This is a genomic window from Streptomyces sp. NPDC058371 (assembly GCF_042723265.1).
Lineage (GTDB): Bacteria > Actinomycetota > Actinomycetes > Streptomycetales > Streptomycetaceae > Streptomyces.
In genome coordinates, this window is sequence record NZ_JBHXJC010000013.1 from 1 (window position 1) to 15621 (window position 15621).

General features: G+C 70.6%; 14 protein-coding genes. 1 reads left to right on the forward strand and 13 read right to left on the reverse strand.

The window, feature by feature from the left end; genetic code table 11:
* Nucleotides 1-202: 202 nt before the first annotated feature.
* The 13 genes from nusB to ACFWM2_RS30145 form a co-directional block, all read right to left on the reverse strand.
* Nucleotides 203-637 carry a transcription antitermination factor NusB gene (gene nusB / locus ACFWM2_RS30085; RefSeq protein ID WP_383286500.1) on the reverse strand — a complete coding sequence of 145 codons (435 nt, stop codon included), beginning with the start codon at nt 635-637 and terminating at the stop codon, nt 203-205.
* Between the two features lie 2 nt (nt 638-639).
* Complete coding sequence (efp, locus tag ACFWM2_RS30090; RefSeq protein ID WP_383286502.1) at nt 640-1206, reverse strand: elongation factor P; 567 nt, start codon at nt 1204-1206, stop codon at nt 640-642.
* 58 nt (nt 1207-1264) lie between these two features.
* Nucleotides 1265-2371 (reverse strand): aminopeptidase P family protein, encoded by a 1107-nt coding sequence (locus ACFWM2_RS30095; RefSeq protein ID WP_383286504.1) that lies wholly within the window; start codon nt 2369-2371, stop codon nt 1265-1267.
* Nucleotides 2372-2517: 146 nt separating this feature from the next.
* A complete protein-coding gene (locus tag ACFWM2_RS30100; RefSeq protein ID WP_383286506.1) occupies nt 2518-3360 on the reverse strand; it encodes a Pro-rich N-terminal domain-containing protein in 843 nt (280 codons plus the stop codon).
* Between the two features lie 202 nt (nt 3361-3562).
* Entirely contained in the window at nt 3563-4654 is a 1092-nt protein-coding gene (gene aroB / locus ACFWM2_RS30105; protein ID WP_383286508.1) for a 3-dehydroquinate synthase, read from the reverse strand.
* Nucleotides 4651-5169, reverse strand: coding sequence for a shikimate kinase (locus ACFWM2_RS30110; protein ID WP_383286510.1), 519 nt, complete (start codon nt 5167-5169; stop codon nt 4651-4653). Before ACFWM2_RS30110 ends, aroB begins: the two co-directional genes overlap by 4 nt.
* The gene (aroC, locus tag ACFWM2_RS30115; protein ID WP_383286512.1) at nt 5166-6350 is read right to left on the reverse strand and encodes a chorismate synthase; all 1185 of its coding nucleotides are present in this window, start codon (nt 6348-6350) and stop codon (nt 5166-5168) included. Before aroC ends, ACFWM2_RS30110 begins: the two co-directional genes overlap by 4 nt.
* Before the next feature lie 177 nt (nt 6351-6527).
* Nucleotides 6528-7364, reverse strand: coding sequence for a shikimate dehydrogenase (locus ACFWM2_RS30120; protein WP_383286514.1), 837 nt, complete (start codon nt 7362-7364; stop codon nt 6528-6530).
* Entirely contained in the window at nt 7361-9160 is a 1800-nt protein-coding gene (gene mltG / locus ACFWM2_RS30125; protein WP_383286516.1) for an endolytic transglycosylase MltG, read from the reverse strand. The genes ACFWM2_RS30120 and mltG overlap by 4 nt, the downstream gene beginning before the upstream one ends.
* A gap of 120 nt (nt 9161-9280) precedes the next feature.
* The gene (gene ruvX, locus ACFWM2_RS30130; RefSeq protein ID WP_383286519.1) at nt 9281-9745 is read right to left on the reverse strand and encodes a Holliday junction resolvase RuvX; all 465 of its coding nucleotides are present in this window, start codon (nt 9743-9745) and stop codon (nt 9281-9283) included.
* A gap of 53 nt (nt 9746-9798) precedes the next feature.
* A complete protein-coding gene (gene alaS, locus ACFWM2_RS30135; RefSeq protein ID WP_383286521.1) occupies nt 9799-12471 on the reverse strand; it encodes an alanine--tRNA ligase in 2673 nt (890 codons plus the stop codon).
* Nucleotides 12471-12821, reverse strand: a complete 351-nt coding sequence (locus ACFWM2_RS30140; protein ID WP_383286523.1) for a DUF6167 family protein — start codon at nt 12819-12821, stop codon at nt 12471-12473. The genes alaS and ACFWM2_RS30140 overlap by 1 nt, the downstream gene beginning before the upstream one ends.
* Nucleotides 12822-12828: 7 nt before the next feature.
* Nucleotides 12829-13272: a DUF948 domain-containing protein gene (locus tag ACFWM2_RS30145; RefSeq protein WP_383286525.1), complete on the reverse strand. Its 444-nt coding sequence runs from the start codon at nt 13270-13272 to the stop codon at nt 12829-12831.
* A gap of 153 nt (nt 13273-13425) precedes the next feature.
* Between ACFWM2_RS30145 and ACFWM2_RS30150 the strand changes: the two genes are divergently transcribed.
* On the forward strand, nt 13426-15609 hold the full coding sequence (locus ACFWM2_RS30150; protein WP_383286527.1) for an ATP-binding protein: 2184 nt from the start codon (nt 13426-13428) through the stop codon (nt 15607-15609).
* Nucleotides 15610-15621: the final 12 nt, after the last annotated feature.

The window sequence follows — 15621 nt, forward strand, 5'->3', positions numbered from 1 at the left end:
AAGCCGGCGCTGCCGCCAAAGAGAGTTCTATTCCTTTCCCTCGCCTAAAACAAACCTCTCGCGTGGGGTGCCCCAAACCCCCCCTCCCCCCCCCCCCCGGCGGCTTTCTGCGGGCCTGGGGAGCTTCACACGTACGGGAACGCCGGAGGGCCCGCAGCGGACGTGCTGCGGGCCCTCCGGCGTTTCCGTACCTGTCGTGCGGCTACGCCTCGTCCCGGCGGAGCGACTGCTTCAGGTCCTTGAACCGACCCAGCAGGCCGTTGACGAACGCGGGCGACTCGTCCGTGGAGAACTCCTTCGCCAGCTGCACCGCCTCGTCGAGCACGACGGCGTCCGGGGTCTCGTCGACCCAGATCAGCTCGTAGGCACCGAGGCGCAGGATGTTGCGGTCGACGACCGGCATCCTGTCGAGCGTCCAGCCGACGGAGTACTGCGCGATGAGGTCGTCGATCCGCCTCGCCTTGGTGGCGTAGCCCTCGACCAGCTGCATCGTGTACTCGCTCACCGGCGGCTGCCGGGTGTCGGTCCGGGAGTGCCGGATCCAGTCCGCGAGGACCGTCTGAACGTCCGTGTCGCGCTGATCGCCCTCGAAGAGGATCTGGAAGGCGCGCTTGCGGGCCGTGTTGCGAGCAGCCACGGTTAGCTGTTCACCCGGCCGAGGTAGTCGCTCGTGCGGGTGTCGACCTTGATCTTCTCACCGGTGGTGATGAAGAGCGGCACCTGGATCTGGTGGCCGGTCTCCAGGGTGGCGGGCTTGGTGCCACCGGTGGAGCGGTCGCCCTGGACGCCGGGCTCGGTCTCCTGGATGACGAGCTCGACGGCGGCCGGCAGCTCGACGAAGAGCACTGAGCCCTCGTGCTGCGCGACGGTGGCCGTGAAGCCCTCGATCAGGAAGTTGGCGGCATCGCCGACGGACTTGCGGTCGACCATCAGCTGGTCGTACGTGTCCATGTCCATGAAGACGAAGTACTCGCCGTCCATGTACGAGAACTGCATGTCGCGCTTGTCGATCGTGGCCGTCTCGACCTTGACGCCGGCGTTGAACGTCTTGTCGACGACCTTGCCGGAGAGCACGTTCTTCAGCTTGGTGCGCACGAAGGCCGGGCCCTTGCCGGGCTTGACGTGCTGGAACTCGACGACGGACCAGAGCTGGCCTCCGTCGAGCTTGAGCACCAGGCCGTTCTTGAGGTCGTTCGTGGAAGCCACGGTTGCGGAATCTCCTGGACTGACGTGGACGACCCCGGCGCACGCGCACAGCTCGAAGCTAGAGCGCGAGCAGCTCCTTGGTCGTGATGGTGAGTAGCTCGGGTCCGCCGTCCGCCTCGGGGCGTACGACGAGCGTGTCATCGATCCGGACACCGCCCCGGCCCGGGAGGTGGACCCCCGGTTCGACGGTGACCGGCACGCAAGCGTCCAGTTTACCCATGGCCGCGGGGGCCAACTGCGGGTCCTCGTCGATTTCGAGCCCCACACCGTGTCCGGTCAGCGTCGGAAGCCCTTCCGCGTACCCCGCGGAGTCCAGTACCTGGCGGGCCGCACGGTCCACGTCACGGTAGGCGACACCGGGTGCCAGAGACTCGCGTCCGGCGCGCTGAGCGGCGAAGACGAGGTCGTACAGCTCGATCTGCCAGTCGGCGGGCGAGGTCCCGATGACGAACGTACGGCCGATCTCACAGCGGTAGCCGCGGTAGACCGCGCCGAGACAGACGGAGAGAAAGTCGCCCTCCTCGACCCGGCGGTCGGTGGGCCGATGGCCTCGGCGCCCGGAGTTCGGTCCGGTACCGACGGAGGTGGCGAAGGCCGGGCCGTCCGCGCCGTGGTCGACGAGGCGCCGCTCCAGCTCCAGTGCGAGATGCCGTTCCGTCCGGCCCACCAGGATGGATTCGAGCAGTTCGCCCAGGGCCTGGTCGGCGATCTCGGCTCCGATGCGCAGGAAGGAGATCTCCTCCTCGTCCTTCACGACCCGGAGCTGTTCCACCGCCCCGCCCAGATCGGCGAGCCGCAGCCGGGGGGCCACCGAACCGATGGCGCGATGCCGCGTCACGGTCAGATGGTGCTCCTCCACGGCGAGGGACTCCGCGCCCTGCCCGACGGCCTGGTCGGCCGCCGCAACGGCCGGGTCGCCCCCGGTCTCCGGCAGCGCCTGCACTCGCAGCAGCTCGTCGGGCCGCCCCTCGGGGGCGTCGCCGCTCGGCGTGGAAGAACAGAGCAGCAGATCCTCGGTCCTGCCGAGCAGCAGGACGGCGCCGCGCGGCGCCGTACCCGCGAGATACCGCACGTTGGCCGGGCGGGTGACGAGCGCCGCGGCGCTGCCTCCCGCCGTACAGCGTTCCCGAAGCCGCTCCCTGCGCGCCGCGTACACCTCTGACATGTCACGAGCCTACGAGCGGTGGCCGAATACCGCTGGTTCAGCGGGTCCGACCGGGCGGTGGCACGCGCGGGGCCGGTGTCCCACGGGTGTGGGCCGGTACCTCGAATGGGTCCCGGTGAGGCGGTGGCGCTAGCCGTTGTCGCTGGTCACCACTGGGGCGGGCTGGCGATCGAGCGGGCCAGGACGTCGTCCAGGACCTGGGCCGTGGTCGCCACGTCGAGCTGCGAGTTGTCGATGATGGGGAGCCCGGAGCCGTACCAACCGGCCATCCGGCCGTGGATGCGGGCGACCTCCTCATCGGTGAGGCGGCGGTTGCCGGCCCGCTCGGCGTTGCGCTCCAGGACGACCTCCAGGCCCGGCAGCAGGACGACCGGCAGCAGACCGGGTCCCACGTGCCGCTTCCAGCCGCCGAGACCGACGACCGGGCGGTCCGGGAAGACGGCGTCGTCGAGGATGCAGGAGATCCCGTTGGCCAGGAAGTTCCGGGCGGCGAAGCCGCAGGTACGGCGGGCGAGACGATACTGCGCCTCCGAGTGGTCGTTCCACCCGGACTGCGGGTCGGCGAAGCCCGAGCGCACCCATTCCCGTACGTCGTCGAGGCTGATGTGGGCCGTGGGGACACGGCGATGGTCGGCCCAGTACTTGGCGACGCTGGTCTTGCCCGCGCCGGCCGGGCCGATGAGCAGCACGGCGAGCGTGGTGGCCGCGGGGTCGGGTGCGCCCGCCGCGGGCGGCGGCGAAGGCATGGCGACGGGGCCGCCCGGGGGCAGCTGCACATGGCCGGTCGTGTCAGGCGTGGGGGGCACGGGAGCGTGGTGCTGCGGTGCGTGCCCGGGCGGGACCGGTGCTCCGGTGAAACCCGGTGCGGGCGGCGGCACGGGGGCGGGGCCCACGTGTCCGGGCGGTTGGCCGGCAGATGACCAGCCGGCGGCCGGTCCGTGCCCCGGCTGATGGGGCGGCGGCAGCGGAGCCCCCACTGCGTGCTGCATCCGGTGCCACTCCGTCTCGTGTCTTTCGGTCGTTCGCCCCCCGGGACGCCTCGTCGCGGCAGGCGAGGGGCGCCGGCAGTGAGGCCCGGGCGCCGCTTCCTACCGAACGGTACCGTCCCCGGCCGCCGTTGTGTGAACGGCCGGGGGCGGCCCGAAGTGCCCATGGGCGAAGGCAAATCGGGCCAAGCCGGCCCGAGGGGAACTACTCGCCCACTTCGCCGTAGGCGGCGAGCAGCACGGCCGGGTCCGGGCCCTCCAGCACGGTCGGCTTGGCCAGCCCGTCGAGGACGATGAAGCGGAGCAGGTCGCCGCGGGACTTCTTGTCGACCTTCATGGTCTCCAGGAGCTTGGGCCACTGGTCGTAGCGGTAGCTCAGCGGGAGACCCACGGCCTCCAGGACCGTGCGGTGACGGTCGGCGGTGGCGTCGTCGAGACGGCCCGCCAGCCGGCCCAGTTCGGCCGCGAAGTGCATGCCGACGGAGACGGCGGCGCCGTGCCGCCACTCGTAGCGCTCGTTCTTCTCGATCGCGTGGGCGAGGGTGTGCCCGTAGTTGAGGATCTCGCGCAGCCCCGACTCCTTGAGGTCCGCGGAGACGACCTCCGCCTTGACCTTGATGGAGCGCTCGATGAGCTCGGCGGTGTGCGGGCCCGCCGGGGTGCGCGCCGCCGCGGGATCGGCCTCGATGAGCTCCAGGATCACCGGGTCGGCGATGAAACCGGCCTTGATGATCTCCGCGAGCCCTGACACGTAGTCGTGGACCGGCAGCGACTCCAGCGCGGCCAGGTCGCAGAGCACGCCGGCCGGCGGATGGAAGGCGCCGACGAGGTTCTTGCCCTCGGCGGTGTTGATGCCGGTCTTGCCGCCGACCGCCGCGTCCACCATGCCCAGTACGGTCGTGGGGATCGCGATCCAGCGCACCCCGCGCAGCCAGCTCGCGGCGACGAAGCCGGCCAGGTCGGTGGTGGAACCGCCGCCCACCCCCACGATGACGTCGGTGCGGGTGAAGCCGGACTGGCCCAGCGCCTTCCAGCAGTAGGCGGCGACCTCGGCGGTCTTGGCCTCCTCCGCGTTCGGCACCTGGATGGCGACGGCCTCGAAGCCCTGCTCGGCGAGGTCGGCACGGAGCGCCTCGCCCGTCTCCGCGAGCGCCTCGGGGTGCACGACCGCGACACGCTTGGCCCGGTCGCCGATCAACCCGCCCAGCTCGCCGAGGAGTTGACGGCCGACCAGGACCTCGTAGGGATCAGAGCCTGCCGTGCCGCCGACCTGGATACGGGTCACTGCCTCGCTCATGCTTCCTTCAACTCCAGTGCGTCGAGGACCGCTTGAGCGACCTCTTCGGGGGTACGGCCGTCGGTGGCGACCACTGCGCCCGCCACTTCCGTGTACAGGGGGCGGCGGGCCTCCATCAGCTCGCGCCACTGCCGGCGCGGATTGACCGCCAGCAGCGGCCGCGCCGCGTTCAGGCCGGTGCGCTGGACCGCTTCCTCGACATCCATCGAGAGGTAGACGACGCGGTGCCCGGAGAGCAGCGCGCGTGTCTCGTCGTCGAGGATGGCGCCGCCGCCCAGGGCCAGTACGCCGTCGTGCTCGGCGAGCGCCCGTCGGACGGCCTGCTTCTCGATCGCGCGGAAGGCCGCCTCACCGTCGTCGAGGAAGATGTCGGCGATGGTCCGGCCCTGCTCGGCCACGATGTCGTCGTCCGTGTCCCGGTAGGCGTGGCCCAGCCGCTCGGCGACCAGCGCGCCCACGGTGGACTTGCCGACGCCCATCGGGCCGACCAGGACGACCACGGGGCCGACGGTCACCGGATCGCCAGGTTCTCGAGGAACGACTGGACGTTGCGCCGGGTCTCCGGGACGCTGTCGCCGCCGAACTTCTCGGCCACCGCGTCCGCCAGGACCAGCGCCACCATGGCCTCGGCGACGATGCCGGCGGCCGGCACCGCACACACGTCGGAGCGCTGGTGGTGGGCCTTGGCGGCCTCGCCCGTGGCCACGTCGATGGTGGCGAGCGCGCGCGGCACGGTCGCGATCGGCTTCATCGCGGCCCGGACGCGCAGCAGTTCACCGGTGGTCAGACCGCCCTCGGTGCCACCGGAACGCCCGGAGGTCCGGCGGATGCCGTCCTCGGTGTGGACGATCTCGTCGTGCGCCTGGGAGCCGGGCACCCGCGCCAGGTCGAAGCCGTCGCCGACCTCGACGCCCTTGATGGCCTGGATGCCCATCAGCGCGGCGGCGAGCCGGGCGTCGAGGCGCCGGTCCCAGTGGACGTGCGAGCCGAGTCCCACCGGCACGCCGTATGCGAGCACCTCGACCACACCGCCGAGCGTGTCGCCGTCCTTGTGGGCCTGGTCGATCTCCGCGACCATCGCCTTCGACGTCTCCGCGTCCAGGCAGCGCACCGGATCGGCGTCCAGCTTCTCGACGTCCGAGGGCTTGGGGTAGACGCCGTAAGGAGCCTTGGCCGAGGCCAGCTCCACGACGTGCGAGACGACCTCGATACCGGCCGTCTCCTTCAGGTACGAGCGGGCCACCGCGCCCAGCGCCACCCGGGCCGCCGTCTCCCGCGCGGAGGCACGTTCCAGGATCGGCCGGGCCTCGTCGAAGCCGTACTTCTGCATGCCCGCGAGGTCGGCGTGGCCGGGGCGGGGCCGGGTCAGCGGCGCGTTGCGGGCCAGCTCGGCGAGGATCTCCGGGGCGACCGGGTCGGCCGCCATGACCTGATCCCACTTCGGCCACTCGGTGTTGCCGACCATGACCGCGATGGGCGAGCCCAGGGTGAGGCCGTGCCGGACACCGCCGAGGAAGGTGACCTCGTCGCGCTCGAACTTCATCCGCGCGCCGCGTCCATAGCCGAGGCGTCGCCGGGCCAGATGGTCCGCCACCATGTCCGTGGTGATCGGCACGCCGGCGGGAAGTCCCTCCAGCGTCGCGACAAGTGCGGGACCGTGGGACTCCCCCGCCGTCAGCCAGCGCAACCTGCTCAACGGTGCTCCTCATCCTCGCGCCCTGGTACTGCTGCTGCGTACGCGTGTCCTCGCGTACGGCGACGGCGCGACCGGGTGCGCGGCCCTGGCCCGCCACCCCCGATCCTCCCACGTCCGGCCCGGGAAACCGGCCGCAGGTCCATCAGGCGGACGGACCTCGCCGGGTCCAGGCGCGGGTCAGTGGCCTGCGAGGGCGTGCTCGCCGGCCTTGCGCATGGCGTCGAGCGGCGCGGGGGAACGCCCGGTCATCCGCTCGACCTGGAGCACGGCCTGGTGCACCAGCAGGTCGAGTCCGCTGACGACGGCGCCGCCGCACGCCGACCAGCGGGCGGCGAGGTCGGTGGGCCAGGGGTCGTACAGCACGTCGAACAGGGTGGCGGGCCGCTCGGGTACGGCGGCGGCCAGCGCGTCCGTCGTCCCGGCCGGGGTGGTGGCGATCACGAGCGGAGCGTGCAGGGCCTGTGCGGCGTCCGCCCAGTCCGCCGTGCGCACCTCGATGTCCAGCCGCTCGCCCCACTGCCGCATCTCGGCGGCGCGGGCCTCGCTGCGGACGTACGCGACGACCTCACCCGTGCAGATCCGCGCGAGTGCGGCCAGCGCGGAGGACGCGGTGGCGCCCGCGCCGAGGACGGCGGCCGTGTCCACCTGCTCGATGCCCCGCTCGCGCAGGGCGGCGACCATGCCGGGGATGTCGGTGTTGTCGCCGACGCGTCGGCCGTCCTCGGTGAACACGACCGTGTTGACCGCCTCCACGGAGGCGGCCGTCCCGGTCACCTCGTCCAGCAGCGGGATGATCGCCCGCTTGAGCGGCATGGTCAGCGACAGCCCCGCCCACTCCGGCCCGAGCTTCCCGACGAAGCCGGGCAGGGCCTCCTCGTCGACCTCGAACCGGTCGTACGACCAGTCGCCGAGCCCCAGGTGCTCGTACGCGGCGCGATGCAGCACCGGGGAGAGGGAGTGGGCGATCGGAGAGCCCAGAACGGCGGCTCTGCGTCTGCTGTCGGTGCCGCTCATTGCCCCTTCTGTTCCTCGAGGTACTTCTCACGGTTGCGGTTCTGCTCTTCGTTGGTCTCGGCGAAGAGGGTCTTGTCGTCGCTGACCGAGACGAAGTAGTACCAGTCACCCTTGGCCGGGTTGAGCGCGGCCTTGATCGCCACCTCACCGGGGTTGCCGATCGGCCCGGGGGGCAGGCCCTTGATCTTGTACGTGTTGTACGGGTCGTTGATCTGGCGCAGGGCGCTGACCGAACCGGTGGCGAGCTTGGACTCGCCGCGCAGGTAGTTCACGGTGGAGTCGAAGTCGAGGAGACCGTACGTCTCGGTGTTGGTCGGCTTCAGACGGTTGTAGACGACCCGGGCGACCTTCTCGAAGTCGTGCTTGTACTTGCCTTCCGCCTGGACGAGGCTCGCCACCGTGAGGACCTGCAACGGGTCCTTCAGGTTCAGCTCCTTGGCCTTCGACTGGAGACCCAGTTCGGCGTACTTCTCCTTGGAAAGGTCGACCATTTCCTTGAGGACATCCTTGGGCTTCATGCCCTTGGAGACGGGATAGCTGGACGGATAGAGGAATCCTTCCAGCGGGTCCTTGATGTCCTTGCTGGTATTCGCCCAGCTCGGCAGGCCGAGAGACGACCATTCCTTGTTGGCGACGCCCTTGGTCGTACCCGACTTCACCGCGAGGCGTTTGTCGATCGCCGCGTAGATCTTGGAGTTGCGCGTACCTTCGGCGATGATCAGGTTGCTGCGGCTCTTGGGGCTGAGCATCAGCGCGACAGCGCTTTCCCCGGACATCTGCTTGCTCAGCGTGTAAGTACCCGCCTGAATGTTGTTGCCCTTGGGGTTCTGGGACTGCGCGGTCACGAAAGCGTCGACACTCTTGACGACGCCCGCTTCTTTCAGGACCTGCCCGATGGCATAACCGCCGGAGCCCTTCTGAATGGTGACGGTGACCGTTGCGCTCGTGCCGTCCCCCGCATAGTCCGGCGCCGTGCCGAAACGATTTTGGTAGAACTGGTAGCCGAAGTACCCCACGCCGCCGATGCCGCCGCCGAAGACCAGGACGACCACCATGCAGGCGCAACCGCTGCGGCGCTTCTTGCCTTTGCCGCCGCCCCGGCCCCGCCGGTCCCCGCGGCCGCCACGGCCCTGCGTGTCGTCGTCGGAGTCGTCGTCATCGCCGCCCGAGAAGAACGCGTGCTCGCCCTGGTCGGGTCCCGGATCCCAGTCGGGCTCGGGCTCGGGTTCGGCGCGACGCCGGGTGGGCGGCTCCGGCGGCGGATAAGCGTCGGGCGTGCCGTAGAAGTCGGGCTGTTCTCCCGCGTACGCGGCGGCCTGGCCACCGTAGGGGTCGACCGGGTCGGTCGGGTACGGGACCTGGGGGTGCGTTCCGCCGTTCCAGGCGCCGTTGTCGTACGGCTGCTGGCCCTGTCCGGCGTACTGCTGCTGCCCCTGCTGTCCCTGACCGGGGAACTGCTGCTGCCCCTGGTACTGCTGTTCGCCCTGACCCTGACCCTGGTACTGCTGCTGGTTCTGGTACTGCTGCTGGTTCTGGCCCTGGCCCTGGTACTGCTGCTGGTTCTGGTACTGCTGCTGCCCCTGGCCCTGCGCGGCCTGCTGGCCGGCGCCCCAGTCTCCGTACTGCGACTGCTGCTGCGGCTGCGGCTGCGGCTGCGGCTGTTGCGGATAGTGCTGCGGCTGGCCGCCGTAGGGGGACTGGCCGTCGTCGGCCTGTCCTCCCCATCCGTGGTCCCCGTACAACGGGTCCTCCGGATGCCACGGTTCGGAGCCTGGGCCCCGGCCATACTCAGTCATCGATCCCCTAGAGCCGCGAGGCGGCGGCTGGCGCTGGTGGCGCGGCTCCCGTCCGCCTCTTTTGCTGTGCGGCGACTGTTCGAACACCGCCGCATCGCGCGGAACGTTACCGTATCGCGATCAGATGACCACTTCGACGCCCTCACCCGGCGCCGCACCTGACGCCCGTTCGGACTCCAGTGCCTGCTGCAGGATGACGACGGCGGCGGCCTGGTCGATGACGGACCTGCCCTTCTTGGCCTTCACGCCTGAGGCGCGCAGGCCCTGACTGGCCGTCACTGTGGTCATCCTCTCGTCGAGAAGTCGCACCGCGACGGGCGCGATGCCCCTCGCGAGCTGCTCGGCGAAGGCGCGGACCTTGACCGCGGCCGGGCCCTCACCGCCCCTGAGGGAGCGAGGGAGCCCGACGACGACCTCGATCGGCTCGTACTCCTCGACCAGTTGCTTCAGCCGGCGTTGGGCGGCCGGGACATCGCGTCCCGGCACCGTCTCGACCGGCGTCGCGAGGATCCCGTCGGGGTCGCACGAGGCGACCCCGATCCGGGCGTCCCCGACATCGATCGCGAGACGACGGCCTCGGCGCATCAGCGGTTTTCCTTGCGCATGATTCCCGACCGCTCCTACGTCTCTTGCTTCTCTTACTTCGCCGTCTCGGTGACGAGACGCTCGACGGCGTCGATGGCCTCGCCGATGGCAGCCGGGTTCTGGCCACCGCCCTGGGCGACGTCCGGCTTGCCGCCACCGCCGCCGCCGAGGGTCTTGGCGGCGGCGCGGACCAGCTCGCCGGCCTTGAGACCGCGCTCGCGGGCCGCCTCGTTGGTGGCGATGACCGTGAGCGGCTTGCCGTTGGCCGTGGTGAACAGGGCGACGACGGCCGCCCGTCCGCCCTGGATGCGGCCGCGCACGTCGAGGACCAGCTTGCGCAGGTCGTCGGCGGTCGTACCGTCCGGGACCTGGCCGGTGACGAGAGCGACACCGCGGACGTCCTTGGCGGAGTCGACGAGACCGGCGGCGGCCTGCAGGACCTTCTCCGCGCGGAACTTCTCGATCTCCTTCTCGGCGTCCTTCAGCTTGCCGAGCATGGCCGAGACCTTCTCCGGGAGCTCCTCCGGGCGGCCCTTGACCAGCTCCTGGAGCTGGGCGACGACCGTGTGCTCACGGGCGAGGAAGTTGTAGGCGTCGACGCCCACCAGAGCCTCGATGCGGCGGACGCCGGAGCCGATCGACGACTCGCCGAGGAGCTTCACCAGGCCCAGCTGGGCGGTGTTGTGGACGTGCGTGCCGCCGCACAGCTCCTTGGAGAAGTCGCCGATGGTGACGACGCGCACGCGCTCGCCGTACTTCTCGCCGAACTCGGCGATGGCGCCCTGCTTCTTGGCCTCGTCGAGACTCAGGATCTCGGCGTGCACGTCCAGGTCGCGGGCGAGCACCTCGTTGATCTGCTGCTCGACGTCGGTCATCACGGCCGTGGGCACGGCCGACGGCGAACCGAAGTCGAAGCGGAAGCGGCCCGGCTGGTTCTCGGAACCGGCCTGGGCGGCCGTCGGACCGAGAGCGTCACGGAGGGCCTGGTGCGTCAGGTGCGTGGCCGAGTGGGCACGGGCGATGGCCTTGCGACGGCGGACGTCGATGATGGCCTGGGCCTTGGCACCGACGGTGACCTCGCCGACCTGGACGACGCCCTTGTGGACGTACACCCCGGGGACCGGCTTCTGGCAGTCGCGGACGTCGATGATCGCGCCGCTCTCCAACCTGATGCGGCCCGTGTCACCGATCTGACCGCCGCCCTCGGCGTAGAACGGGGTGCGGTCGAGGACGATCTCGACCTCGTCGCCCTCGGTGGCGGCGGGCGACGAGGCACCGTCCACCAGGATGCCGACGATCGTCGACTCGTCCTCGGTCCGGTCGTAGCCGACGAAGTCGGTCTCACCGGCGGCGTCGGCGATCTCGCGGTAGGCGCCGAGGTTGGCGTGGCCGGTCTTCTTGGCCTGGGCGTCGGCCTTGGCCTGGTCCCGCTGCTGCTTCATCAGACGGCGGAAACCGTCCTCGTCCACCGAAAGGCCCTGTTCGGCGGCCATTTCGAGGGTGAGGTCGATCGGGAAGCCCCAGGTGTCGTGGAGCAGGAAGGCCTTGTCGCCGGCGAGCACCTTGCCGCCGGACTCCTTGGTATCGCTGATCGCCGTATCGAGGATGTTGGTGCCGGCCTTCAGCGTCTTGAGGAAGGCGGCCTCCTCGGCGAGGGCGACGGTCTCGATGCGCTGCCGGTCGGAGATGAGCTCCGGGTACTGCTGGCCCATCATCTCGATCACGACGTCGATGAGGTCCTTGACGACCGGACCGGTGGCGCCGAGCAGGCGCATGTTGCGGATGGCGCGGCGCATGATGCGGCGCAGGACGTACCCGCGGCCCTCGTTGCCGGGGCTGACGCCGTCGCCGATCAGCATCACGGACGTCCGCATGTGGTCGGTGACCACGCGCAGCGAGACGTCGGAGTCGTGGCCGGCGCCGTACTCGACGCCCGTCAGCTCGGTGGCCTTCCTGATCACGGCCATGGAGGTGTCGATCTCGTACAGGTTCTGCACGTCCTGCAGGATCATGGCGAGTCGCTCAAGGCCCAGGCCGGTGTCGATGTTCTTGCTGGGCAGGTCGCCGAGGATCTCGAAGTCCTCCTTCGAGGTGCCCTCGCCGCGCTCGTACTGCATGAAGACCAGGTTCCAGATCTCCACGTACCGCTCGTCGTTGACGGCCGGGCCGCCCTCGACGCCGAACTCGGGGCCACGGTCGTAGTTGATCTCGGAACAGGGGCCGCAGGGACCGGGGACGCCCATGGACCAGTAGTTGTCCTTCTTGCCGAGGCGCTGGATGCGCTCGGCCGGGACACCGATCTTGTCGCGCCAGATGGTCTCGGCCTCGTCGTCGTCGAGGTAGACCGTGATCCACAGGCGCTCCGGGTCGAGCCCGTAACCACCCTTGTCCTGGGGCGAGGTGAGCAGCTCCCAGGCGTAGGTGATGGCGCCTTCCTTGAAGTAGTCGCCGAAGGAGAAGTTGCCGCACATCTGGAAGAACGTGCCGTGCCGGGTGGTCTTGCCGACCTCTTCGATGTCGGGCGTGCGCACGCACTTCTGCACGCTGGTGGCGCGCGGCCACGGCGGCTTGACCTCACCGAGGAAGTACGGCTTGAAGGGGACCATGCCCGCGGGGACCAGCAGCAGAGTCGGGTCGTCCGCGATGAGCGACGCCGAGGGGACGACGGTGTGACCGCGCTCCTCGTAGAAGCTCAACCAGCGGCGGCGAATTTCAGCCGACTCCATCAGTGGTCCTCATTCCGGTTGTACGAGTACGTCGACCTCTCGACGTACTTCGGGTTCTTGCTGTGCTTGGGGTCGCCGCTGTTCTCGATGGCGGCGACGCGCCGGGGCGCGGGGAGTTCGGCGTTCGCGTTCAGCCCGAGGGCCTCGTCGAGTTCGGCCTCCCGCTGGGCCATGCCGTCGCGGACGTCGAGCGCGAAGTCCTTGAGCCGGTGGCCGGCCTCGATCGCCTTGTTCGCGGCCTGCGCGGCGAGGCTCTCGGGCGTCAGCTGCTTGAGCTTGCGGTTGACCTTGGTGGTGGCCCACACACCGGCGGCTGCGCCCGCGGTGAACCAGAACGTACGGCGGAACATCGCTGCGTCAGTCCTTCTTCCGCTTTCCCCGTCGCGCCGACGGGACGGTGCGGCCCACGATCACGGTACGCCGGGGCGTCTTCGCGGGCACGTTCTCACGGCGGCCCACGAGGGCCTGGCGCACGCCGTAGCCGAACGCCGCGACCTTGACCAGGGGGCCGCCGAAGGTGGAGGCGACTGTCGTGGAGAGCGCCGACGCGTTCGACGTGACCTCCTGGACGTCCGACGCGATGGCGTCGACCCGGTCGATCTGCGTCTGTGCGGAGCGCACGGCCGAGGAGGCGTCCGCCAGCAGCGGGACGGCCTGGTCGGTCACGTCCGCCACGAGCTTGGTGGTCGCCTTGAGCGTCTGGGCCAGCCTCGCCAGCGCGACGGCGAGAAAGGAGACCAGGATCGCCCAGAAGACGGCCACCAGGATCCCGGCCACCTCTCCACCGGACACTGTGCGCACCCGCTCCCTGATTGCGTGCCTCAACATCGAAAAGTCGTCCCCCGAGCCTATCGCGCCGGGGCCGCGGCTCCGTACCGGATTACCGCCCCGCCGTACCGGAGTTGCGCGAACCGATTGTACGGAACGCATACGGGTCAGTACGCTCCGTATTCCATGCAGCGACCTCACCGCCCCCAGCAATCCGCCCGTTCGCCGCTCGGCAATCTGCCTCTGGAACTCAACGCGTTCGTGGGTCGTTCGGCCGAACTCGCGCACCTCGCCGAGGCCCTGGAGACGTCCCGGCTGGTGACCGTGACGGGCATGGGCGGCGTCGGGAAGTCGCGCCTCGTGTCGCACGCCGCGGCGCGGACCGACGCGCGTGACGGGGCGTGGCGCGTGGAGCTGGCCCCGGTGCGTGACGCGGAGCTGCTGGAGTACGCGGTCGTGGAGGCGCTCGGGCTGACGGACCAGACCTCGCGGCTGCCGCGGGAGGTACTCCTCGATCATCTCGCCGAGCGTCAACTCCTGCTGGTCCTGGACGGGTTCGAGCATCTCGTGGACGGCTGCGCCTCGCTCGTGGGTGAGCTGCTGCGAAGTGTGCCGGGGCTACGGGTGCTGGCGGCGGGGCGCCGGCCGCTGGAGGTCGAGGGCGAGCGGCTGCTCCCGCTGGCCCCGCTGGCCGAGCCGGAGGCCGTGGCGCTGTTCGCGGACCGGGCGGCGGCCCGGGTGCCCGGGTTCGCCCTGGACGACGGCAACAGCGCCGACGTCCTGGAGGTGTGCCGCCGCCTCGACGGGATCCCGCTCGCCGTCGAGCTGGCGGCCGGACGGCTCAGCGCGCTGTCGCCCGCGGGGCTGCTCGCCCGCCTCGAGGACCGCTTCCGGCTGCTGACGGGCGGCGGTCGTGACGCGCTCCCCCGCCATCAGACGCTGCGCACGGCGATCGGCTGGAGCCATGAGCTGTGCTCGGCCGAGGAACGCCTGCTGTGGGCGCGGCTCTCGGTGTTCGCCGGGCAGTTCGACCTGGAGGCCGTGGAGTACGTGTGCAGCGGTGACGGACTGCACGCCGACGACGTCCTCGATGTGCTGGGTGAGCTGCTCGCGCAGTCCGTGGTCTCCCGCGAGGAGACGCCGACGGGTGTGCGCTACCGGATGCTGGACACGGTCCGGGCGTACGGCGCCGACTGGCTGGAGGCGGCGGGCGACGCGCAGCAGCGGCGCCGGCGCCACCGCGACTGGTACGTGGGGCTGGCCACCTGGTGCGAGCTCGACTGGTTCTCGCCGCGGCAGGACGAGGTCGCCGCGCGCGTGGAGACGGAGCTGCCCAATCTGCGCTGCGCCCTGGAGCACTGTCTGACCGAGCCGGGCGAGGCACATCTGGGTCAGTATCTGGCCGGCAGCCTCTGGTTCTACTGGGTCGGCTGCGGCCGGCTCGCGGAGGGCCGGCACTGGCTGGAGCGCAGTGTCGAACTGGACGCGGAGGACGGACCGCACGAGCAGTCACGGCTGAAGGCGCTGTGGGTGCTCGGCTATGTGGCGATCCTCCAGGGCGACACCGTGCCCGCGCTCGCCGCGCTCCAGGAGTGCCGCGAAGAGGCGGAGCACACCGGCAACGCCATCGCGGTGGCGTACGCGGAGCATCGCGCCGGCTGTCTGGCGCTGGTCACCGACGACATGGGCCGTGCGGAAACCTTGCTGCGCTCGGCGCTCGACCGCTACCACGAGATCGGCGAGCTCAACAGCAACGTGCTGATGGCCCAGATCGAGCTGGCGATGACGAGGGCGTTCCAGGGCGATCTGCCGGGCGCGGTCACGCTGTGCGAGGACGTCCGCCGGGTGTGCGAGGACCACGGGGAGCGCTGGGCCCTGGCGTACGCGCTGTATGTCCTGGCGTACGAGGCCTGGACCGAAGGCGACACCGGGCGGGCCCGGGGCCTGCTGGACGAGTGTGTCGGCATCGGCCACACCTTCCACGATCTGCTCGGTACGGTCCTGGCGATCGAGCTGCTCGCGCTGGTCACGACCGACGAGGGTGACCCGGCCGAGGCAGCGCTGCTGCAGGGCGCCGCCTCCCGGATGTGGCCCTCGGTGGGTCTGCCCCTGTTCGGCTCCGCGCACTACAACGTGCCGCACGAGCTGTGCGAGGCGCAGGCCCGCGAGGCACTCGGCGACGAGCGGTACGAGGAGTGCGTACGGGAGGGAGCCCGGCTCGGATCGGAGGCGGCGGTGGCCCGGGCGCTGCGGCGGACGGGAACCCGGCCGCTCGGTGCGGTGCCGTCGCCCCGGGCGGTGCCGGCGCCCGCGGATGTGCGAAAGCCCGCCGCCTCGCCCACCCGTAAGGGCGGCGAGACGACGGGCTGACACGCTGGTGGT